This window comes from Spongiibacter sp. UBA1325, from assembly GCF_002306875.1.
GTDB classification, from domain to species: domain Bacteria; phylum Pseudomonadota; class Gammaproteobacteria; order Pseudomonadales; family Spongiibacteraceae; genus Spongiibacter; species Spongiibacter marinus.
This window is the reverse complement of the sequence record NZ_DBTD01000003.1, coordinates 270830-291325: the sequence shown is the minus strand read 5'-3', so window position 1 is coordinate 291325 and position 20496 is coordinate 270830. Positions and strand designations below refer to the sequence as shown.

Sequence of the window (20496 nt, the reverse complement as noted above, 5' to 3'; positions counted from 1 at the left end):
ATTTAGGGCAAAATGCGCGCAGTTTTTTCCGGGTCACTAGGCCCCACTCTCTACTTTCAACCACATCTGAGGATTGCTGCCGAATGGCGAAAGAAGACCAGATTGAAATGGAAGGCGAGGTTATTGATACCCTGCCCAACACCACGTTTCGCGTAAAGCTGGAAAACGGCCACGTTGTTACTGCCCACATCTCAGGGAAGATGCGCAAGCACTACATCCGTATTTTGACCGGCGATAAAGTTAAGGTTGAGCTCACGCCTTACGACCTGACCAAAGGCCGCATTACTTTCCGCGGCCGTTAAGCGCTAGCAATGAAACAGAGACCTGTGTCAGGCCTCTGTTTCTGTTTCCCGCTGAGTTTCCGCTTCCAGTGTTAGCGTATCTGCCTCGCTATTCACACTGATGTGCACAACACCTCCCTGCTCTTCCAGGCTGCCGAACAACACCATTTCCGCCAGCGGCTTTTTGATGTGTTCTTGAATGACTCTCGCCATCGGGCGGGCACCCATTGTGCGGTCGTAACCTTTTTTCACCAGCCAGCGGCGCGCGTCGTCATCAACGTGAAGAGCGACTTTTTTGTCGTCGAGCTGAGCTTGTAGTTCAACCAAGAACTTATCCACGACAGTAAGCACGACCTCTTCAGGCAGGGGCGCAAAGTTAATCACGCTGTCCAGGCGGTTGCGGAACTCCGGCGTAAACAGCCGGTTGATCGCCTCGCTGGCATCAGTGTGGTGATCCTGCTCGGTGAAACCAATAGAGCGGCGGCTAATACTCTCGGCCCCGGCATTGGTTGTCATGATAAAGATAACATTGCGGAAATCCGCTTTGCGGCCGTTGTTGTCGGTCAGTGAACCGTGGTCCATCACCTGCAGCAACAGATTGAAAAGCTCTGGGTGTGCTTTTTCGATCTCATCGAGCAACACAACAGAGTGTGGGTGCTTGGTCACCGCATCGGTTAATAACCCGCCCTGGTCAAAGCCGACATAGCCTGGAGGCGCACCGATCAGGCGCGATACCGTATGGCGTTCCATGTACTCCGACATGTCGAAGCGGATCAATTCCAAGCCCAGTATTTTTGCCAATTGGCGACAAACTTCTGTTTTACCCACGCCGGTGGGGCCGGCCAGCAGGAACGAGCCAATGGGCTTGTCCCCGGCTTTCAAGCCAGCTCGCGCCAGCTTGATGGATGCACTGAGCTCGGTGATTGCCTGATCCTGACCGAAGACCACCATTTTGAGGTTGTCTTCGAGTTTGGCCAGTGACGCTTTGTCGTCCGACGACACACTCTTTGGCGGTATGCGAGCAATTTTGGCGACAATGGCCTCAATATCTGCCACATCGATAACATCTACGCGCTGATCCTCGGGCCGCAGGCGTTGATACGCCCCGGCTTCGTCTATTACATCGATGGCTTTATCGGGTAAAAAGCGATCATTGATATAACGCGCCGATAATTCTGCGGCGGTTCGCAGCGCTGCGTCACTGTATTTGAGCTCGTGGTGCCCTTCAAAACGTGACTTCAGGCCTTTCAATATATGGAAGGTATCTTCCACACTGGGCTCGCCGATATCCACTTTTTGGAAGCGGCGGCTCAGGGCGCGGTCCTTCTCAAAGATCCCGCGATACTCCTGGAAAGTGGTAGAGCCTATGCAGCGAATTTGTCCGCTACTGAGCAGCGGCTTTAATAGATTCGAGGCATCCATAACACCGCCCGACGCGGCCCCTGCGCCGATAATCGTGTGGATCTCGTCAATAAACAGGATCGCACCTTCGCGCTTTTTAAGGTCTGCAAGCAGGCCCTTCAGGCGTTTTTCGAAGTCGCCGCGGTATTTGGTCCCGGCTAATAGCGCCCCCATATCCAAAGAGTAAACGACACTGTCGGCCAGCACGCTGGGGACATCGTCATCGACAATCCGCTTTGCCAAGCCTTCTGCAATAGCGGTTTTACCGACACCAGACTCGCCGACGAGCAAAGGGTTGTTCTTACGACGGCGGCTGAGTATCTGGGCAACGCGCTCTACTTCCTCTGTGCGACCAATTAAGGGGTCAATGCGACCGGACTGCGCCTCTTCGTTGAGGTTGGTGGAGAAGCTTTCCAGTGGACGTTGCTCGGGATCACTACCCTCACCCTCGTGCTCGCCGTGTTGCTCGTGCTCACCGGACTCTCCCCCGGACACCTTGGAAATGCCGTGGGTGATGTAATTCACGATGTCCAGGCGATTAACACTCTGCGACTTCAGGAAATAGACTGCTTGGCTTTCCTGTTCGCTGAAAATAGCAACCAGAACGTTAGCGCCGGTCACTTCCTGTTTGCCGGAGGATTGCACGTGAAACACGGCTCTCTGCAAAACGCGCTGGAAGCCCAAAGTGGGTTGGGTATCTCGCTCGACGTCATCGTCGGGAATACGCGGCGTGGTCGCGTCAACAAACTCGCTTAGTTCACCCTTTAACTGGGGTAAATCTGCTCCACAGGCCAGTAGCACCTTCACGGCGGCTTCGTTGTCTGCAAGGGCAAGCAATAAGTGCTCTACCGTCATAAATTCATGCCGACGGCTGCGGGCAGACTTGAATGCCTGGCTGAGTGTCGTTTCTAAATCTTTACTCAACATAGCCTGTTACGCCTTCTGTTGTTGCACATGGGTACTGCTTTGTACGTGACATGATCAGCCTTCGTTCTCTTCGATTTCGGCGAGTAGAGGATGGCCGCTTTCACGTGAATACTGATTAACTTGCTCCGCTTTTGTTTCAGCGATATCGCGAGTAAATACGCCGCAAACCCCTTTCCCCTGGGTGTGAACGGTTAGCATCACTTGTGTTGCTTTTTGTCTATCCATATAAAAAAAGTCTTCGAGTACCTCGATGACAAACTCCATTGGGGTGTAGTCATCGTTTAGCAGCACCACTTTATAGAGCGGCGGCTTTTTCAGCTGTGGTTTCGACTCCTGTAGAGCGGTGCCTCCTTCATAATCGGAGTGATCTTCCTGGCTCATAACTGTGTTCGGGTACGGCATAATTCTGTTTACCTGAGCTTAGCATCGCGGTATTCCCCCACAATAGGGGTATTCACGAAGCGCGGCTAGCGAGAAGTCGCGGCTTGACGCCAAGCACTCCGTGTTTTAAAAATGGGTATTAGCGCGAGAAAAACAAGGTCTATCGCGTTAAATGTGACAATAACTATAACGAGAAATCAGGGTGTAAGGCTATGCAAAATGGTGTTGTAAAGTGGTTCAATAACGCCAAAGGTTACGGATTTATTCTCTCCGAAGATGGCAATCAAGAAGTGTTTGCGCACTACTCGGCGATCTCAATGGAAGGCTACAAAACGCTTAAGGCAGGCCAGAGCGTCTGCTTTGATGCCCAGCAGGGCCCGAAAGGCCTACATGCAACAAATATTCAGGCAGATTCTGAATTAGAACAAGAAGTTGAGCAGTGAACCAAGAAAAAGGCTAAGGTTTGCAAAGTGCCTTGGTCGCCACGAGTACGTGGGCAGTTACTCCGCGCTGTGATCCAGGCGCTCAATAAATGCGCCCACATCGACAGCAAGGCCACCCCGCCAGGGGTGGCCGACACACTTACATGTGCTTGACGATCGCATCACCGAACTCAGAACATTTCAGCAAGGTTGCCCCTTCCATCAAACGCTCAAAGTCATAGGTGACGGTTTTGGCCTGAATCGCGCCGTTCATGCCGTCGATAATCAGGTCCGCTGCTTCATTCCAGCCGAGGTGGCGCAGCATCATTTCAGCCGACAGGATCAGTGAACCGGGGTTAACCTTATCCTGGCCGGTGTATTTTGGTGCTGTACCGTGAGTGGCTTCAAACAGTGCAACGTTGTCGCTGAGGTTTGCACCGGGTGCGATACCGATACCGCCAACCTGCGCGGCAAGTGCATCAGAGAGGTAGTCGCCATTCAGGTTCAGCGTCGCGATAACGCTGTACTCATCCGGACGCAGCAATACTTGCTGGAGCATCGCGTCGGCAATTACGTCTTTAATGATGATTTCTTTGCCAGTGTTTGGGTTTTTCAGCTTGACCCATGGACCGCCGTCTAGCAGCTCACCACCGAACTCTTCCATGGCTAACTCGTAGCCCCAGTTCTTGAAGGCACCTTCGGTGAACTTCATGATGTTGCCTTTGTGAACCAGTGTCAGCGAAGGCAGGTCTTGATCGATAGTGTACTGAATCGCTTTGCGTACCAGGCGCTTAGTACCCTCTTCCGATACCGGCTTAACACCGATACCACACTCCTGCGGGAAGCGGATTTTGGTGACACCCATTTCTTCCTGCATAAAGTTGATCACTTTATCAGCTTCAGGAGTGCCCGCTTTCCATTCAATACCCGCATAAATGTCTTCCGAGTTTTCACGGAAGATCACCATATTGGTTTTGCCTGGCTCTTTAACGGGAGAAGGAACGCCTTCAAACCAGCGAACGGGGCGCTGACAAACGTAGAGGTCCAGTTCCTGGCGCAGTGCAACGTTCAAAGAGCGGAAACCACCACCAACAGGGGTAGTTAGTGGACCTTTGATCGCCACGACGTATTCTTTGATGGCATCCAGTGTTTCTGCGGGGAACCAGTCGCCGTCGTAGAGCTCGGCGGCTTTTTCGCCAGTGAAGATTTCCATCCAGCTGATTTTTTTATTGCCGGCGTAAGCTTTCTCAACCGCTGCATCCACAACGTTGATCATTACCGGAGTGATGTCGATCCCGATGCCATCGCCTTCGATAAAAGGAATAATTGGCCGATCGGGTACGTTCAGGGAAAGATCCGCATTAACGGAGATTTTCTCACCCTCTGTAGGTACCTTGATATGTTGGTATCCCATTTTTGACTCCATGGTTTATAGGTTAGTATCTGAGCTCGTTCGGTGGCGGCAACAGCGCAGTGTCGCTGCTACAATGCCGCCCCTCCAAGTCTGGTCAGCGAGCGCTTTAAAGCCTAGCTTTCTTTAAAAAGCGCCGCATTATAACACTTTATAGTCGAATTTCTTCCATGAATATTAGATTCCCGTGACAGTTCTTTATCTTTTTAATAAGCCCTTTCGGGTTATGAGCCAATTTACCCCCTGCGACGACCGCGAAACGCTGGCGAATTACATTGATATTCCCGCCATCTATCCCGCTGGCCGACTGGATTTTGACTCAGAAGGGTTAATGGTGCTCACCGGAGACGGTTCACTTCAGCACCGTATCAGCCACCCCGACCACAAGCTTAGCAAATGTTATTGGGTACAAGTGGAGGGTGAGATCAATGAATCGGCAATTAACGCCTTGCAAAATGGTGTGGAGCTAAAAGACGGCCTGACCCAGCCCGCGCTGGCGCACGCGATTGACGAGCCTGCCGGACTGTGGCCCCGGCAACCGCCGGTGCGCTATCGCGCTGCGATTCCCACCAGCTGGCTGTCACTGGAAATCACCGAAGGTAGAAACCGGCAGGTTCGCCGCATGACGGCAGCGGTAGGCTTTCCAACACTTCGGTTGATTCGGGCGAGCATTGGCCCTTGGTCACTCGACGATTTGGCCCCCGGACAATCGCGAATAGTAGAACTGAGTACTTCAGAGCAACGTAAGTTATTTCCGAAGGCCGGGCGCGGTAGTACAGGCAATGCTAAAACGCGCAAACCCAGGCCGCGAACTTCGCCAGCCCGGCGTGGCAAACGTAGCCCACGCTGAGCGGTGGCGGTACAATGCCCGGCTTTCGGTGCTGCGACAATTCACAACAGACTAGGAACCACTATGGACTGGCAGGCAAGAGTCACGGTCGCGTGTGTAATAGAAAATGACGGTAAATTTTTGATCGTTGAAGAGATCCGTGACGGCAAGCGTGTGCTCAACCAGCCCGCCGGCCACCTGGAGGCCGACGAAGGGCTTTGTGAAGCGGCGCTGCGAGAAACGCTGGAAGAAACTCAGTGGAAGGTTGAGCTACAGGGCGTCGTCGGTATTGGCCTGTATAGCCCTCCAGCAAAAAACGCCACATATCATCGCACCACGTTTTTTGGCCGCCCCATGGCGTTTTGCCCCGAGAGCCCGCTGGATAGCGATATCGATAGCGTTCACTGGCTGACTATTGAGCAACTTCGCGAGCGCCGCCATCAGCTGCGCAGCCCCATGGTGCTCGACTGCGTTGAACGCTATCTAGAAGGCCAACGCTTTCCACTGGCGATGATCTACGGAGAACCTTAATGAGCGCCACCGACTACAACCCTCTGGCCGACAAGGCGATTGCCGACACAAAAGTGATCGTCGGCATGTCCGGTGGTGTCGACTCATCGGTAACGGCACTGCTGTTAAAGCAGCAGGGTTATCAGGTCGAAGGCCTGTTCATGAAGAACTGGAATGAGGACGATGGCACAGAATACTGCACCGCCATGGACGACCTCGCCGACGCTGCTGCCGTGTGCCAAAAACTGGATATTTACCTGCACACCGCCAATTTCGCTCAGGAATACTGGGACAATGTCTTTGAGCACTTCCTCGAAGAGTACCGCGCGGGCCGCACCCCTAACCCCGATATTCTTTGCAATCGGGAGATTAAATTTAAGGCCTTTTTGGACTACGCATTGCAGCTGGGCGCCGATGGCATTGCCACCGGTCACTACACCCGGCGCAGCCCGGGCAGAGAACATACCCAACTCCTAAAAGGCATAGACAACAACAAAGACCAAAGTTACTTCTTGCATGCAGTCAGCGCCGATCAACTGGCCAAGACCTTGTTCCCAGTTGGGGAATTAGAGAAACCTGCCGTCCGCGCCCTCGCCGAGGAGCACGGGCTCGTCACCCACAACAAAAAAGACAGCACCGGGATTTGCTTCATCGGCGAGCGTCGCTTCAAGGATTTTTTGCAGCAATACCTGCCTGCTCAACCGGGCCGTATCGAAAGTCTCGATGGCCAGGATATGGGGCAGCACAGCGGCTTGATGTATCACACTATTGGCCAGCGTCAGGGCCTCGGTATCGGCGGTGTGCGCGGTGCCGGTGAACAGCCCTGGTACGTTGTTGATAAGGACTTGTCACGCAATGTTCTGCTGGTTGCCCAGGGCAGCCAGCACCCTGCGCTGTTTAAAAATTGCCTGCGGCTGTCCAGCATTCACTGGATCACTCCCCCGCCACCCCAGCTGCCGCTGCGTTGCAGTGCAAAAACGCGCTACCGCCAGGCCGATCAACCCTGCGAGTTGTTGGCGACCGAAGCCGGCTACGAGGTAATTTTCGATACTCCCCAGCGCGCAATCACCCCTGGGCAGTCAGCGGTTTTCTACCTGGGTGAGCAATGCCTGGGCGGCGGCATTATTGAATCGGGATACAATCGCTAATGGCTTTCTTTCCCAATGCAGAGCAACTCACAGAACAAACCCTGGCGTTGGCCGGCGTTCTGCAGGCCGTGACACTGGTCGATCAAATTGCCCGAACCGGGCAAGCTGAACCCGCAGCGCTCGACGCCTCCCTGGCCAGCCTGTTTGCCTTCTCAGGGAATGACACCCGCAGTGTGTTCGGCAATATCAATGCACTTGAGCTGGGTATCCGCGCCCTGCGTGATTTGCTCAGTGGCAATGATTACGGCGAGCGCCAGGCCGTTACGCGCTACTGTATGGGCGTATTGTTCTTACAAAACAAACTGCGCCGGGACCATGCGGCCGCAAGCATCATGCGTAATCGACTAGAGCACTGCGCTAAACAGCGGGAGTTTGGCGGTGAATTAACGAGCTTGGCGCCGGCTTTGGCTGATATCTATCAAGACACCCTATCCAAATATCGCTTTCGCATTCAGGTCAGTGGTAGCGCTCAGCAACTGCAAAACAATGACAATGCCGCCAAAATTCGTGCACTGCTGTTAGCGGCCATTCGCGGTGCCTATCTCTGGCGGGCGGCGGGCGGCAATCGCTTTAGCCTGATGTTCCTCAGAAATCGCCTTTTTACCGAAGCGCAGCGGCTACTGGGCACTGAAATTCAGCACTGAGCAGTGTATGATTGCGCCCCATTAATTTGCCCTCCGCGTATAGAAAGGTAACCCCATGATGGAATTGTCCGCGCTCTCTGCTATTTCCCCTGTCGACGGCCGCTATGGCAGTAAGACAGCTTCGCTGCGCCCGGTGTTCAGCGAATTCGGTTTGATCAAAAGCCGTTTAATCGTCGAGCTGCGCTGGTTGGCCCAATTGGCGGCAAATCCTGGCATTGAAGAAGTACCAGCTCTCTCAGAAGACGCAGCCGCTAGATTAGAGGCCATGATCGCTGAATTCGGTGAAACACAAGCGGCGCGAGTCAAAGAGATTGAGTCCACCACTAATCACGACGTTAAAGCGATTGAATACTTCATTAAGGAAAGCATCGCAGACAATGCTGAATTAGCGGCGATTTCAGAATTCGTTCACTTTGCCTGCACCTCAGAAGACATCAACAACCTTTCCCACGCCCTGATGCTTCGTGAAGGCCGCGAGGTATTGCTGCAGGACATCGACGCTATCGTTAACGAGCTGGCCGAGCAAGCCCGCGAGTTTGCGGACATTCCGATGCTGTCTCGTACCCACGGCCAAACGGCGAGCCCCACCACAATGGGTAAAGAGCTGGCCAATGTGGTTGCGCGCCTGCGCCGCCAACGCGCCTGCATTGCCGACGTTGCCCTGCTGGGTAAAATCAACGGCGCGGTGGGCAATTATAACGCCCACATCAGTGCCTATGCCGACGTAGACTGGGAAGCCAACGCGCAGAGCTTTGTTGAGGGCCTGGGGCTTAGCTGGAACCCTTACACCACACAGATCGAACCTCACGACTATATCGCTGAGCTGTTTGATGCCATTGCACGCTTCAACACCATCTTGATCGACTTAGATCGCGACATCTGGGGCTATATTTCACTGGGCTACTTCAAACAGCGCACCATCGCCGGTGAAGTTGGCTCGTCCACCATGCCTCACAAGGTCAACCCCATCGACTTCGAAAACTCCGAGGGTAACCTCGGCATTGCCAACGCGGTGCTGCAACACCTGGCGGCGAAGCTGCCGATCTCTCGCTGGCAGCGCGACCTGACTGACTCGACGGTTTTGCGCAATATGGGCGTTGGCATGGCGTACAGCATGATCGCCTATCAAGCCACGCTGAAAGGCTTGGGCAAGCTGCAAATCAACCCAGAGCGACTGGCCGCTGACTTGGATGATGCCTGGGAAGTACTGGCTGAGCCCATTCAAACCGTCATGCGTCGCTACGGCGTAGAAGAGCCCTACGAAAAACTGAAGGCCCTAACCCGCGGTCAGCGCATCACACGGGAGACTTTGGCCAGCTTTATTGACACGCTGGAGATCCCCGAGGCAGCAAAAGCGGAGCTTCGTCAGCTAAGCCCCGCGAGCTATATCGGCAACGCCGTCGCGCAAGCCAAGCGGATATAAAATGGCGCTGCAGGGCTTCGATGCGCAGCAATTCCTCGACGAGGATTGGCAGCGCCGTCCACGGGTGTTGCGCGGCGCCCTGCAGGGTTTTGAATGCCCCGTGGACGGTGATGACCTCGCTGGTCTGGCCTGTGAAGACGAGGTTGATTCACGGCTAATCTCACAACACGGCAGCGACTGGCAGCTACAACACGGGCCGCTGAAGGAGAGTGACTTCGCCGAGCTGCCCGCCAGCCATTGGACTCTCCTGGTTCAATCGGTCGACCAATGGATACCCGGCGTTGCAGAATTACTAAACGATTTCCGTTTTTTACCGCGCTGGCGTATCGATGACATTATGGTCAGCTACGCGGCCGATGGCGGCAGCGTGGGCCCCCACTACGATCAATACGATGTATTTCTCATTCAGGGCGGCGGCCGCCGTCGCTGGCAGCTGGGCCAGCACTGCGACGATAGCAGCGAACTGCTCGGCCACCCTGAATTACGCTTGCTTAAACACTTCGACTGTCAACAGGAAGTGATTCTTGAAGCCGGCGACATACTCTACATTCCCCCGGGTGTCGCACATTGGGGAACCGCTGTCGGCGATGACTGCATCACCCTGTCGGTGGGCTTTAGAGCCCCCTCCGACGCCGAGTTACTGAATAGCTGGTCAATCGAGCGAGAAACCGTGTTGAGCGACGGGCAGCGGTTTAGCGATCAGGCCCTAAATGCCAGCGCGCCCAGTGGCTGGATCCCTGAAGACGTTCTCCCGCAACTGCGAGAGCGCCTGAGCGCAGGGCTAGACGATGATCAAGCCCTTTCACGCTGGTTTGGACAGATGATGACTCACGTCGACCAGCAGCAGCGCTTCGATAACCCAGCGCTGTCATTTGAGGAATATGCTCTCCGCGAACAACAGGTGCCAGCCTGCCTGCGCCTGGGTGCGCGCTTGGCCTTCGACGCCCACTATCTGTTTGCCGACGGTATTGCCTACCCCTACCCCAGTGACTTGCGCCCCGCCGTGGCTGAGTTCTGTGAACAAGAAGGCGGTGATGATGTGATGGGGCTGGTGGTTGAGCTACGCTATCAGCTCTACCAAACAGGCACGGTGTATTTCGATGACGATGTTGAAGATTGAGCGCGTACGCTGGTCAGAACATTGGCGGGAATTAACGGAAATTCGGCGTCGGGTTTTTGTTGAAGAGCAACGCGTTCCCATTGAACTGGAACTTGACGAAGATGATTTCACCGCGCGTCACTGGCTGGCGCGATATGGCAGCGAAGCCGTCGGAACCGTTCGTCTTTTGGCTGACGGCCACGTCGGGCGTATGGCCGTCGCCGCTGACTATCGCGGCAGAGGTATCGGTCGCGCACTGCTACATGCCGTAATTGATGACGCGATCCAACAGCAACTGCCCAAATTGGAGCTCGCGGCCCAAACACACGCCATCGACTTCTACCGGAAAGAAGGTTTTCAGCCCATCGGCGACAGTTTTATGGACGCCGGTATCGCTCACCAGTCAATGACGCGAACGCTGCGGGGTACGCAACGCCTGGGAGAAGATGGCCGCAAATTTGCTGTTGAGTCACTGCCCGACAGCGCCCTGGCCTTAGCCAGTTTGAGTCGCCGACAGTTGTGGGTGTTTTGCCACAGTCTGGAGCCAGAGGTTTATGCCCAACCGCGCCTGATTGATATTGTCTCTACCCTCGCTCGAAAGCATCGCGACAGTGAAATACGACTGCTGATCTGCGACGACAGGCCGCTGCGAGAGAGTCGCCATCCCTTGGTAGAACTCAGTCAGCGGCTGAGCAGCAGTATTCATATTCGGGTTTCTAATCCAAAGCAGCACGGCGAACTTAGTGAATACTTCTTGCTCGCCGACAACGAGGCAACCCTCGTTCACAGTATGCGGCGCGGCGGCCGGGCCTGGGGCTGTTTTCATTCGCGGCCGACCGCAAGTGCCTACCGAGAACAGTTTGACCGCCTGTGGCAGCACGCAAAACCCTCTCCCTGGCTGCGCCCGCTGGTCTAATCGCCCAGCATTACACCGAGCTCGTTGTCTCGGTAGACCACCTCATAACACCTCAAGCCCCGACAGGGTTCTTCTGTCGCGTGAAGTAACTCACCACTGCGCAAGTCAAAGCGGTAGTGGTGCTTGGGGCAAACCAAATTCTCACCTCGGATATCCGACGTATCGAGAGGCCAGGCACGGTGGGGGCAATTGCTTTCGATCAAATAGTGCTGACCGTCGAGCTGCAGCAGCATCAATTGTGCATCATCAATCTTGAAGACTTTTCGGTATCCATCGTAAAGATTGATCAGCTTTTCAAGGCTGTAATAACGCATAATTAAAGGGTTCACCGAGACGTTTGCGCCATAGTAGCGTTTGGCGGAACACCCTGCCAGCAGAAACAAAAAAGCCCGGTAGCAGTTCGCTCACCGGGCTTTAGCGTAGTTTACCGAACTTATTTCAGCTTGTCGGCCAAGAACAGCCAGGTCTCCAGTACCGAATCCGGGTTCAGTGACACGCTGTCGATGCCCTGCTCCATCAGCCATTGCGCGAAGTCCGGGTGATCTGAGGGGCCCTGTCCACAAATACCGATGTATTTGCCCTGCTCCTTACACGCCCGAATCGCATTGGAGAGCAGTACCTTAACGGCCTCGTTGCGCTCATCAAACAGGTGGGCGATCAAGCCGGAGTCGCGATCCAGACCCAGTGTCAGCTGAGTGAGGTCGTTTGAACCAATTGAGAAGCCATCAAAATGCTCGAGGAATTGCTCCGCCAACAGGGCATTGGCAGGTAGCTCACACATCATAATGACTTTTAGGCCGTTTTCACCGCGCTTTAAGCCATTTTCGGCCAGTAGCTCTACCACTTGTTTCGCTTCGCCTACGGTGCGCACAAAGGGCACCATAATCTCAACATTTTGCAGGTCCATCTCTTCACGCACTTTCTTCAGCGCGCGGCACTCCAGCTCAAAGCACTCGCGGAACGAGTCAGAGATATAGCGTGAGGCACCTCGGAAACCCAGCATGGGGTTTTCTTCTGAGGGCTCGTAGAGGCTGCCGCCAATCAAGTGTGCGTACTCATTTGATTTAAAGTCGGACATCCGCACAATTACCCGCTCCGGGTAAAACGCGCTAGCAATGCTAGAGATGCCCTCAACTAGCTTCTCGACATAAAACTCCACAGGGTCGGCGTAGCCAGCCACACGACGCTTCACCGCTTGCTGAACATCGCGGGGTAAAGTGTCGTAGTTGATCAGTGCTTTGGGGTGCACACCGATCATGCGGTTAATGATGAATTCCAAACGCGCCAAGCCCACACCGGCGTTGGGGTATGCCTGAAAATCAAACGCGCGATCGGGGTTGCCCACGTTCATCATAATTTTAAAGGGCAGCTCGGGCATGGCATCGAGCTTGTTACGGCTGATATCAAAGTCGAGCTGGCCGGCGTACACCATGCCCGTATCACCTTCCGCGCAGGACACGGTCACGTCCTGACCTGAGCTCAAACGCTCAGTGGCATCACCACAGCCAACGACCGCAGGAATACCCAGTTCGCGAGCGATGATAGCCGCGTGGCAGGTACGGCCGCCACGGTTGGTAATAATGGCGGCTGCGCGCTTCATTACCGGCTCCCAGTCTGGGTCGGTCATATCAGTAACCAAGACATCGCCTTGTTGTACTTGATCCATCTCCGCCAGGTTGTCGATCACCCGTACAGGGCCCGCGCCAATGCGCTGACCAATAGAGCGGCCCTCGCAAAGCACTTCGCCTTTTTCTTTCAGCAGGTAGCGCTCCATCATGTTGGCCGACTCGCGGCTCTTTACTGTCTCCGGGCGAGCCTGAACGATGTAGAGCTTGCCGTCGTCGCCGTCGCGCGCCCACTCAATATCCATGGGTCGGCCGTAGTGTTTTTCAATAATCAGCGCCTGACGGGCCAGCGACATGACTTCTTCGTCGGTGATGCAGAACTGGCTGCGATCGGCTTCGGGAACATCGACGGTTTCTACCGATTTGCCGGCCGATGCTTCACTGCCGTAGACCATTTTGATCAGCTTGCTACCCAGGTTGCGGCGCAGCACGGCGTGGCGGTCTTTTTCCAGCGTGGCCTTGTGAACGTAAAATTCGTCGGGGTTAACAGCGCCCTGAACCACGGTTTCACCCAGGCCGTAGCTGGCAGTAATGAAGACCACACCGTCAAAGCCAGACTCGGTATCCATGCTGAACATAACGCCTGCGGCGCCGGTTTCTGAGCGCACCATGCGCTGAATACCGGCAGACAAGGCAACATCGGCGTGTTCAAACCCCTTGTGAACCCGGTAGGCAATAGCGCGATCGTTGTACAGTGAGGCAAAGACCTCCTTGATCGCGATCATAATATTGTCGAGGCCGTTGATGTTCAGGAAGGTTTCCTGTTGGCCGGCAAATGAGGCGTCGGGCAAATCTTCTGCTGTGGCCGAGGAGCGCACTGCGCAGGCCATTGCGGGGTTGCCGTCGATCATTTTAGCGTAGGCTTCGCTGATCGCGTCATTCAATGGCGCGGGAAATGGCGTATCAACGATGGCTTGGCGAATCTCCTTGCCTACCTTGGCAAGGGTTTTTACATCGTCGATATCCAGACCTTTGAGCATGTCCTGAATACGCTGGTTCAGGCCACTTTGGTCGAGGAAGTCGCGGTAGGCTTGCGCCGTAGTCGCAAAGCCATCGGGTACCGATACACCGGCATTAGACAATTGACTGATCATCTCACCGAGAGAGGCGTTTTTGCCCCCAACGACTTCGACATCGTTCATTCCCAGGTCCCTGAACCAGATAACGTATTCAGCCATGCGGTGTATCTCCTTTTGCTATGCTTGGTGCATAGTGCAATAAGCGTAAAAAAATGCGACGCGAGCATACTAAAACAGCTATTCTGGAAATTCCCGTCGAAAACAACGCAGCATTCGGTAAAAAAACTACATGATGAGAACCGTTTTTTATATTTCTGACAGTACAGGCATCACCGCAGAAACCTTGGGCAGCAGCCTGCTCTCCCAATTTGAACAGTTAAAATTTGACCACGTTGTCGTGCCCTATGTAGACACCGTGGAGAAAGCGCGCGCCGCCGTCGATAAAATCAATCAGGTCGCCGAGGCCACGGGGCGCCAGCCGATTATCTTTGACACTTTGGTCAACCAAGAGATTCGCGCCGTAATTGCCACCAGCAATGGTTTTATCATCGACGTGCTCGACACCTTCCTCAACCAGCTGGAAAGCGCCCTTGGGGAGAAACCCTCCAGCACGGTTGGCCGCGTCAAAAACGCCGACCGCGACGCCCAGTACAAACATCGCATCGACGCTGTTAACTTCGCACTGGACAACGACGACGGTGCAAGAATCAACCGCTACGACCAAGCCCAAGTGATATTGATCGGCGTTTCCCGCAGTGGCAAAACCCCAACCTGCCTTTACTTGGCGATGCAGGGCGGTATTTTCGTCGCCAATTACCCGCTCACCGAAGAAGACCTAGAAGAACGCAGGCTGCCAAAACCACTAGCTGCTTATCGCGACCGGCTCTTTGGTTTGACCATAGAACCGCAGCGACTTGCCGCAATTCGCAGCGAACGCCGTCCCGACAGCCCCTACGCCAGCCTGCGCCGCTGCGAGGATGAGGTGCGCGACGCCGAGGCGCTCTTTAGCCGCTTTGGCATTCCCTACTTGGATACGACGCATGCCTCTGTCGAGGAAATTGCTACGCGCGTGCTGGTTGAAACCGGCCTGCGCGGTCAGCGGTCATAGCCGGGAAGTCTCGCGATGTCTTGTCCTGACGCCAGCGCCAGTCACGCCAACACCGGGCTCATTCTACCCGGCGGTGGCGCTCGTGCGGCCTACCAGGTTGGCGTGCTAAAAGCCATTGCATCGCTACACGGCAAGCGGCACAGCAACCCCTTCCCTATCCTGGCAGGAACCTCGGCCGGCGCGATCAATGCCACCTCCCTTGCAGCCGGCGCACACCACTTTACCGGCACGGTGGAAACCCTGGAAATCATGTGGAAGCAGCTTTCCACTGACCGGATTTATCGCGCCGATTTAATGGGGGTTCTTCGCAATGCCCTGCGACTGGCCGGCTCCCTGTTTAACTCGGGCATTGCCGTCGGTCGACCGGTGGCACTGCTGGACAACAGCCCACTGCGCGAACTGCTAGAAGAGCGAATCCGCTTTGAGTCGATCGGCATGAACATCCGCAACGGTGACTTGGACGCACTCTCGCTCACGGCGATGAACTACAGCCTCGGCTTGTCGGAGACCTTCTTTCAGGGCGGGCCGCAGCATGCTGGCTGGCAGCGCTGGCGGCGACAGGGGCTGGCGACACCTATCCAGCTGCAACACCTGATGGCGTCCACAGCCATCCCGACGATCTTTCCACCCGCCAAGGTAGGCCGTTATTTCTACGGCGACGGCGCGCTGCGCCAATTGACCCCGATCAGCCCCGCCATCCATTTGGGTGCAAACCGGGTATTGGTGATTCCCGCCAACGGGCATAAACGGGTTTATCACCACACCCCAAAACCTATTCAGTCTCCGGCGTTCGGACAGATTATTGGTCAGTTACTTAACAGCGCCTTTATCGACAGCATCGAAACCGATATTGAGCGTCTGGAAAGAATCAACGAATTGTTGGCGCTGATACCACGGGAAAATATGCAAATGATGGGGCGTGAATTACTGCCGGTTGAGTGCCTGGTAATCAGCCCCAGCGAAGATATTGACGCCATTGCCGACGAGCATGTGAAAGAACTACCACGCAGTTTACGTGCTTTCCTGGGGCGCACCGGCAGTAGCCGCGGAGGTAGCGTGAGTATTGCCAGCTACCTGTTATTTACCGAGGAATATTGCGCCAAGCTGATCGATCTAGGCTACCGTGACGGGCTTGCTCAGCGCGATGACATCAACGCTTTTCTCTACCAATAAAAGCTACTGTTTTAGGCCGACGATCGCGTACAAGCCCTTAAAGCGCGCCGCGACTTCGCCGTTAACAATCACCTCTGAGCACAGCTCGATCTTGGCGCGACCGCGCTCCTCAAAGCGAGTAAAAAATCCCTGCCAATCGGCGTCCTCTGCGGGCAGCGAGCGCGCAACAATATCGCTGGGCACCGGCAGTAAGTATTCGATCTCCGCTTTGGCCACCACAATATCCGGGTCCAGGCCGCGCTCAACACAATGTAGATACACGCTGCCCCAGCAAGCCATCACTGCCACCACATAGATGCTGCCACCAAAGGCGGTTTGCTTATCGTTAATGCTCGGCCCCAGCGGGGCGGTCAGCGTTAATGCGCCATCGGAATAGTCGCTAACAGAAAGCCGCATATGGCGCGCCGTGGGTAAGTGTTCAGCAATAAATTCACTCAGGCGGTGAGCGATAGGCTGCGACATGATTACGCGTCCTCAAACAGCAGGTTTATTAGTTTTTGCGCCGCTAAAAATGGCGTGGTCTGTCCGTCGGTCACCTTTCTATTCAGTTCCGGCAGCAGCGCTTTAACAGACGGGTTTTCCTTGAGCTTAATATCCAGCATCTCGTGCAACAGTTTGTTCATCCACTCCTTGGCCTGGCGGGCACGCTTGCCGGCAAGCGCTCCGTTTTTTGTGGCGTCGACCTGGAAGTCGCTGATCATGCCCCACACCGCTTCGATATTCTCGTTTTTGATCGCCGAGCAGGTCATTACCTGTGGCGTCCAGAAGCTGCTGTGGCGGAGCAAATGCAGCGCACTTTGGTAATGACGCCGGGTTTGCGTTGCGAGGTTAATACTCTCTCCGTCGGCCTTGTTAATCACCAGTGCATCGGCCAGCTCCATAATGCCTTTTTTGATGCCCTGCAGTTCATCACCGGCATTGGGCAGCATAAGCACCATAAAAAAGTCGACCATACTGGCCACTTCGTATTCCGACTGTCCGACACCCACGGTTTCGACCAAAATAACGTCGTAGCCAGCCGCCTCGCACAGCAACATGGTTTCGCGGGTTTTCAGCGCTACGCCACCCAGTGAGCCCTCGGAAGGCGACGGTCGAATGAAAGCGTCGCTGCTGCGCGACAACATTTCCATGCGGGTTTTATCACCCAGAATTGAGCCGCCCGCAATGGGCGAGCTCGGGTCGACTGCCAACACCGCGACACGCTTGCCCTGGCTGACCAAATACAGGCCGAACGCCTCGATGAACGTGGACTTGCCGACACCGGGAATGCCGGTGATACCGATACGAATGCTGTTGCCGGTTTGCGGCAGCACCGACTCTAAGAGCTCCTGCGCCTGCGCGCGATGCTCGACTTTTTTGCTCTCTACCAAGGTGATGGCTTTGGCCAGTGCGCGTGAATTGCCCTTGGTTAACGCTTCTATATCAATAGTCATAATCCCTGCCAATATAAAAACGGGAGGCCGGACCATCAGCAACGCTGAGCTCCGCCTCCCGCCTGCTGTTCTCTATGCGTGATTAGCCTTTGTAGGCCTCATTGATCGCATCGAGTACATCACGTGCCGCCAAGGGAATCTTGGTACCGGGACCGAAAATACCTTTTACGCCAGCGTTATACAGGAAGTCGTAGTCAGGACGGGGAATAACGCCACCGGCGACAACAATAATGTCATCGGCGCCCGCCTTTTTCAGCTCCTCAATTAACTGGGGAACCAGCGTTTTGTGGCCAGCAGCCTGGGAAGAAACGCCGACCACGTGCACGTCGTTCTCGACGGCCTGCTTAGCTACTTCTTCGGGTGTTGAGAACATCGGCGACAGGTCGATATCAAACCCGACATCGGCAAAGGCCGTGGCGATCACTTTCGCGCCGCGGTCGTGACCATCCTGACCCATTTTGCAGACAAGCATACGTGGGCGACGACCGTGTTTTTCAACAAACTGCTCGATGTCGCTGCTGATACCCTGCCAGTTCTCGTCGTCCTGATAGGCACTACCGTAGACACCTGAAACCGTTTGCGCCTGAGCATTAAAGCGACCGAATTCACGTTCCATAGCAAAGCTGATCTCCCCAACTGTTGCACGCAGACGCGTTGCCTTCACGGCCAGATCCAGCAGGTTGCCTTCGCCGCTGCAGGCACATTGATAGATGGCTTCCAGCGCGTCTTCAACGGCTTTTTCATCGCGCTCAGCGCGAATACGAGCCAGCGCATCGACCTGCGATTGGCGCACTTTTTCGTTGTCGATGTCCAGTACCTCAACATCGTCTTCTTCAGACAAGGTGTACTTGTTCACCCCGACAATCACGTCTTCACCGCGGTCAATACGCGCCTGTTTCTTCGCCGCCGACTCTTCGATACGCAGCTTCGGCATGCCGGTTTCAATGGCCTTGGCCATACCGCCCTTTTCTTCAACTTCTGCAATCAGTTGGCGAGCGCGGTCGGCGATATCTTTGGTCAGCGACTCCATCATGTACGAGCCGCCCCAGGGATCAGCCACCTTGGTGATGCCGGTTTCTTCCTGGATAATCAGCTGAGTATTGCGCGCGATGCGTGATGAGAATTGCGTCGGCAAGGCGATCGCTTCATCCAGTGCATTGGTGTGCAACGATTGTGTGCCACCAAATACTGCCGCCATCGCTTCGATCGTGGTGCGAACGATGTTGTTGTACGGATCCTGCTCGGTGAGAGACCAGCCCGAGGTCTGGCTGTGCGTTCTGAGCATCTTAGAGCGCGGGTTCTTCGGCTCAAATTCAGAGACGATTTCTGCCCACAGTAGACGCGCGGCACGCATTTTGGCAATTTCCATGTAGAAATTCATGCCAATGCCCCAGAAGAAGGACAGGCGGCCGGCAAACTTATCGATGTCCAGGCCAGCGGCGATCGCGGTGCGGATGTACTCTTTACCATCTGCCAGGGTGTAGGCCAGCTCCAGCGCGGCATCAGCACCGGCTTCCTGGATGTGGTAGCCAGAAATGGAGATGGTATTAAACTTCGGCATGTTTTCCGAAGCATAGGCAATAATATCGCCGATGATCTTCATTGAGGGCGCGGGCGGGTAAATATAGGTGTTGCGCACCATGAACTCTTTCAGAATGTCGTTCTGGATAGTGCCTGACAACATATCCTGACCAACGCCCTGCTCTTCGGCCGCCACAATGTAGCCCGCCAGCACGGGTAGTACCGCGCCGTTCATCGTCATCGATACGGAGACTTTGTCCAGAGGAATACCGTCGAACAGCACTTTCATGTCTTCGACAGAATCGATTGCGACACCGGCTTTACCGACGTCGCCGGTCACACGGGGGTGATCCGAGTCGTAACCGCGGTGGGTAGCCAGGTCAAAGGCGACAGATACGCCCTGACCGCCGGCTGCCAGTGCTTTGCGGTAGAAAGCGTTAGATTCTTCAGCCGTTGAGAAGCCCGCATACTGACGTATTGTCCAGGGACGGCCGGCATACATGGTTGGCTGCGGCCCGCGGATAAAGGGCTCAACGCCTGGAAAGGTATTGGTATACGGCAGATCAGCAGTATCTTCTGCGGTGTACAGCGGCTTTACATCAATACCCTCTGGGGTATTCCAAACCAAGTCATCCAATGACTTGTTGCTGCGTTCAAGCGATTTATTGGCAATGTTCTGCCATTCGTCCAACGAAATCTCTGGGGCTTTGTAATCGGCCATATACGAGTACCTGTCGTGTGTCAGTGCCACGCTGCTTCTGTGAGTAGCTATGGCGACTAGGAGTGATTAGTGGTCGGCAGCGGGCTGATTGATTTCAATCAGGACGCCGTCGCAAGACTTGGGGTGGATAAAGATAACTTGGCAGCCATGCGCACCGGGTGATGGCGCATCTGACAAAAACTGGTAGCCCTTCTCTTTCAAACGCGCGACATCGGCCTCGATGTCATCGCTGCGAAAGCACAGGTGGTGGATGCCGCCTGGCTTTTTCTCCAGGTACTTGGCGATAGGGCCTTCACCATTAAGCGGGTGAACGAGCTCAATGCTGGTTGGGGGAAGTGGGAAAAACGCCGTCGAGGTCTTCGCGCTTTCAACATCTTCAGTGCCTTCAAAAGGCAAACCAAAGTCTTCCATGAAACGTTTGATGGCCTTTTCCAAATCCGGCACAGCGATGGCGATATGGTCTAGTGCAGTGATCATAAATACTCCGAATACGTCAGGGCAAAC

20 protein-coding genes are annotated in these 20496 nt (G+C 54.9%); 11 read left to right on the top strand and 9 right to left on the bottom strand.

Annotated elements, in window-relative coordinates:
• The first annotated feature begins 83 nt into the window (after window positions 1–83).
• Window positions 84–302, top strand: coding sequence for a translation initiation factor IF-1 (gene infA / locus B3K78_RS02785; protein ID WP_027872503.1), 219 nt, complete (start codon window positions 84–86; stop codon window positions 300–302).
• A 27-nt stretch (window positions 303–329) separates the two neighbouring features.
• Here the strand turns inward: infA and clpA are convergent, their stop codons facing one another.
• Complete coding sequence (gene clpA, locus B3K78_RS02780) at window positions 330–2609, bottom strand: ATP-dependent Clp protease ATP-binding subunit ClpA (RefSeq protein ID WP_286694218.1); 2280 nt, start codon at window positions 2607–2609, stop codon at window positions 330–332.
• A 54-nt stretch (window positions 2610–2663) separates the two neighbouring features.
• Window positions 2664–2990, bottom strand: coding sequence for an ATP-dependent Clp protease adapter ClpS (clpS, locus tag B3K78_RS02775; protein ID WP_084497787.1), 327 nt, complete (start codon window positions 2988–2990; stop codon window positions 2664–2666).
• A gap of 212 nt (window positions 2991–3202) precedes the next feature.
• Here clpS and B3K78_RS02770 point away from each other — a divergent pair, with 212 nt between their 5' ends.
• Window positions 3203–3433, top strand: a complete 231-nt coding sequence (locus B3K78_RS02770; RefSeq protein WP_027872506.1) for a cold-shock protein — start codon at window positions 3203–3205, stop codon at window positions 3431–3433.
• 139 nt (window positions 3434–3572) lie between these two features.
• Here the strand turns inward: B3K78_RS02770 and icd are convergent, their stop codons facing one another.
• Window positions 3573–4826, bottom strand: a complete 1254-nt coding sequence (icd, locus tag B3K78_RS02765) for an NADP-dependent isocitrate dehydrogenase (RefSeq protein ID WP_027872507.1) — start codon at window positions 4824–4826, stop codon at window positions 3573–3575.
• A gap of 184 nt (window positions 4827–5010) precedes the next feature.
• Here icd and B3K78_RS02760 point away from each other — a divergent pair, with 184 nt between their 5' ends.
• The 7 genes from B3K78_RS02760 to B3K78_RS02730 all read left to right on the top strand — a co-directional run bounded on the left by B3K78_RS02760 (window position 5011) and on the right by B3K78_RS02730 (window position 11392).
• Entirely contained in the window at window positions 5011–5673 is a 663-nt protein-coding gene (locus B3K78_RS02760) for a pseudouridine synthase (protein ID WP_286694217.1), read from the top strand.
• 63 nt (window positions 5674–5736) lie between these two features.
• A complete protein-coding gene (locus B3K78_RS02755; RefSeq protein ID WP_027872509.1) occupies window positions 5737–6183 on the top strand; it encodes an NUDIX hydrolase in 447 nt (148 codons plus the stop codon).
• The gene (gene mnmA, locus B3K78_RS02750) at window positions 6183–7310 is read left to right on the top strand and encodes a tRNA 2-thiouridine(34) synthase MnmA (RefSeq protein WP_204995386.1); all 1128 of its coding nucleotides are present in this window, start codon (window positions 6183–6185) and stop codon (window positions 7308–7310) included. Before B3K78_RS02755 ends, mnmA begins: the two co-directional genes overlap by 1 nt.
• Window positions 7310–7954 carry a high frequency lysogenization protein HflD gene (gene hflD, locus B3K78_RS02745; RefSeq protein ID WP_036255397.1) on the top strand — a complete coding sequence of 215 codons (645 nt, stop codon included), beginning with the start codon at window positions 7310–7312 and terminating at the stop codon, window positions 7952–7954. The genes mnmA and hflD overlap by 1 nt, the downstream gene beginning before the upstream one ends.
• A 58-nt stretch (window positions 7955–8012) precedes the next feature.
• Window positions 8013–9377, top strand: a complete 1365-nt coding sequence (purB, locus tag B3K78_RS02740) for an adenylosuccinate lyase (protein WP_286694237.1) — start codon at window positions 8013–8015, stop codon at window positions 9375–9377.
• Between the two features lies 1 nt (window position 9378).
• Window positions 9379–10497 carry a cupin domain-containing protein gene (locus tag B3K78_RS02735; protein WP_204995387.1) on the top strand — a complete coding sequence of 373 codons (1119 nt, stop codon included), beginning with the start codon at window positions 9379–9381 and terminating at the stop codon, window positions 10495–10497.
• Entirely contained in the window at window positions 10478–11392 is a 915-nt protein-coding gene (locus B3K78_RS02730) for a GNAT family N-acetyltransferase (protein WP_286694216.1), read from the top strand. The genes B3K78_RS02735 and B3K78_RS02730 overlap by 20 nt, the downstream gene beginning before the upstream one ends.
• Here B3K78_RS02730 and B3K78_RS02725 read toward each other — a convergent pair.
• Both B3K78_RS02725 and ppsA read right to left on the bottom strand, forming a co-directional pair.
• Entirely contained in the window at window positions 11389–11721 is a 333-nt protein-coding gene (locus B3K78_RS02725) for a Rieske (2Fe-2S) protein (protein ID WP_286694215.1), read from the bottom strand. The genes B3K78_RS02730 and B3K78_RS02725 overlap by 4 nt on opposite strands.
• A gap of 104 nt (window positions 11722–11825) precedes the next feature.
• The gene (ppsA, locus tag B3K78_RS02720; RefSeq protein ID WP_286694214.1) at window positions 11826–14195 is read right to left on the bottom strand and encodes a phosphoenolpyruvate synthase; all 2370 of its coding nucleotides are present in this window, start codon (window positions 14193–14195) and stop codon (window positions 11826–11828) included.
• Window positions 14196–14325: 130 nt separating this feature from the next.
• Here ppsA and ppsR point away from each other — a divergent pair, with 130 nt between their 5' ends.
• Together ppsR and B3K78_RS02710 are read left to right on the top strand one after the other, a co-directional pair.
• Window positions 14326–15144 carry a phosphoenolpyruvate synthetase regulatory kinase/phosphorylase PpsR gene (ppsR, locus tag B3K78_RS02715; RefSeq protein WP_027872517.1) on the top strand — a complete coding sequence of 273 codons (819 nt, stop codon included), beginning with the start codon at window positions 14326–14328 and terminating at the stop codon, window positions 15142–15144.
• 15 nt (window positions 15145–15159) lie between these two features.
• Entirely contained in the window at window positions 15160–16317 is a 1158-nt protein-coding gene (locus B3K78_RS02710; RefSeq protein ID WP_204995391.1) for a patatin-like phospholipase family protein, read from the top strand.
• A 3-nt stretch (window positions 16318–16320) separates the two neighbouring features.
• Here the strand turns inward: B3K78_RS02710 and B3K78_RS02705 are convergent, their stop codons facing one another.
• The 4 genes from B3K78_RS02705 to mce all read right to left on the bottom strand — a co-directional run bounded on the left by B3K78_RS02705 (window position 16321) and on the right by mce (window position 20469).
• A complete protein-coding gene (locus tag B3K78_RS02705; protein ID WP_027872519.1) occupies window positions 16321–16779 on the bottom strand; it encodes a YiiD C-terminal domain-containing protein in 459 nt (152 codons plus the stop codon).
• Between the two features lie 2 nt (window positions 16780–16781).
• Window positions 16782–17750, bottom strand: coding sequence for a methylmalonyl Co-A mutase-associated GTPase MeaB (gene meaB / locus B3K78_RS02700; protein ID WP_286694213.1), 969 nt, complete (start codon window positions 17748–17750; stop codon window positions 16782–16784).
• Between the two features lie 82 nt (window positions 17751–17832).
• Window positions 17833–19992, bottom strand: coding sequence for a methylmalonyl-CoA mutase (gene scpA, locus B3K78_RS02695; protein WP_204995394.1), 2160 nt, complete (start codon window positions 19990–19992; stop codon window positions 17833–17835).
• A 66-nt stretch (window positions 19993–20058) separates the two neighbouring features.
• Window positions 20059–20469, bottom strand: a complete 411-nt coding sequence (mce, locus tag B3K78_RS02690; RefSeq protein WP_027872522.1) for a methylmalonyl-CoA epimerase — start codon at window positions 20467–20469, stop codon at window positions 20059–20061.
• Between the last annotated feature and the right edge of the window lie 27 nt (window positions 20470–20496).

Coding starts and splice junctions, on each gene's coding strand:
- infA (WP_027872503.1), top strand. CDS start 84: ATGGCGAAAGAAGACCAGATTGAAATGGAAGGCGAGGTTATTGATACC.
- clpA (WP_286694218.1), bottom strand. CDS start 2,609: ATGTTGAGTAAAGATTTAGAAACGACACTCAGCCAGGCATTCAAGTCT.
- clpS (WP_084497787.1), bottom strand. CDS start 2,990: ATGAGCCAGGAAGATCACTCCGATTATGAAGGAGGCACCGCTCTACAG.
- B3K78_RS02770 (WP_027872506.1), top strand. CDS start 3,203: ATGCAAAATGGTGTTGTAAAGTGGTTCAATAACGCCAAAGGTTACGGA.
- icd (WP_027872507.1), bottom strand. CDS start 4,826: ATGGGATACCAACATATCAAGGTACCTACAGAGGGTGAGAAAATCTCC.
- B3K78_RS02755 (WP_027872509.1), top strand. CDS start 5,737: ATGGACTGGCAGGCAAGAGTCACGGTCGCGTGTGTAATAGAAAATGAC.
- mnmA (WP_204995386.1), top strand. CDS start 6,183: ATGAGCGCCACCGACTACAACCCTCTGGCCGACAAGGCGATTGCCGAC.
- hflD (WP_036255397.1), top strand. CDS start 7,310: ATGGCTTTCTTTCCCAATGCAGAGCAACTCACAGAACAAACCCTGGCG.
- purB (WP_286694237.1), top strand. CDS start 8,013: ATGGAATTGTCCGCGCTCTCTGCTATTTCCCCTGTCGACGGCCGCTAT.
- B3K78_RS02735 (WP_204995387.1), top strand. CDS start 9,379: ATGGCGCTGCAGGGCTTCGATGCGCAGCAATTCCTCGACGAGGATTGG.
- B3K78_RS02730 (WP_286694216.1), top strand. CDS start 10,478: ATGACGATGTTGAAGATTGAGCGCGTACGCTGGTCAGAACATTGGCGG.
- ppsA (WP_286694214.1), bottom strand. CDS start 14,195: ATGGCTGAATACGTTATCTGGTTCAGGGACCTGGGAATGAACGATGTC.
- ppsR (WP_027872517.1), top strand. CDS start 14,326: ATGATGAGAACCGTTTTTTATATTTCTGACAGTACAGGCATCACCGCA.
- B3K78_RS02710 (WP_204995391.1), top strand. CDS start 15,160: ATGTCTTGTCCTGACGCCAGCGCCAGTCACGCCAACACCGGGCTCATT.
- B3K78_RS02705 (WP_027872519.1), bottom strand. CDS start 16,779: ATGTCGCAGCCTATCGCTCACCGCCTGAGTGAATTTATTGCTGAACAC.
- meaB (WP_286694213.1), bottom strand. CDS start 17,750: ATGACTATTGATATAGAAGCGTTAACCAAGGGCAATTCACGCGCACTG.
- scpA (WP_204995394.1), bottom strand. CDS start 19,992: ATGGCCGATTACAAAGCCCCAGAGATTTCGTTGGACGAATGGCAGAAC.
- mce (WP_027872522.1), bottom strand. CDS start 20,469: ATGATCACTGCACTAGACCATATCGCCATCGCTGTGCCGGATTTGGAA.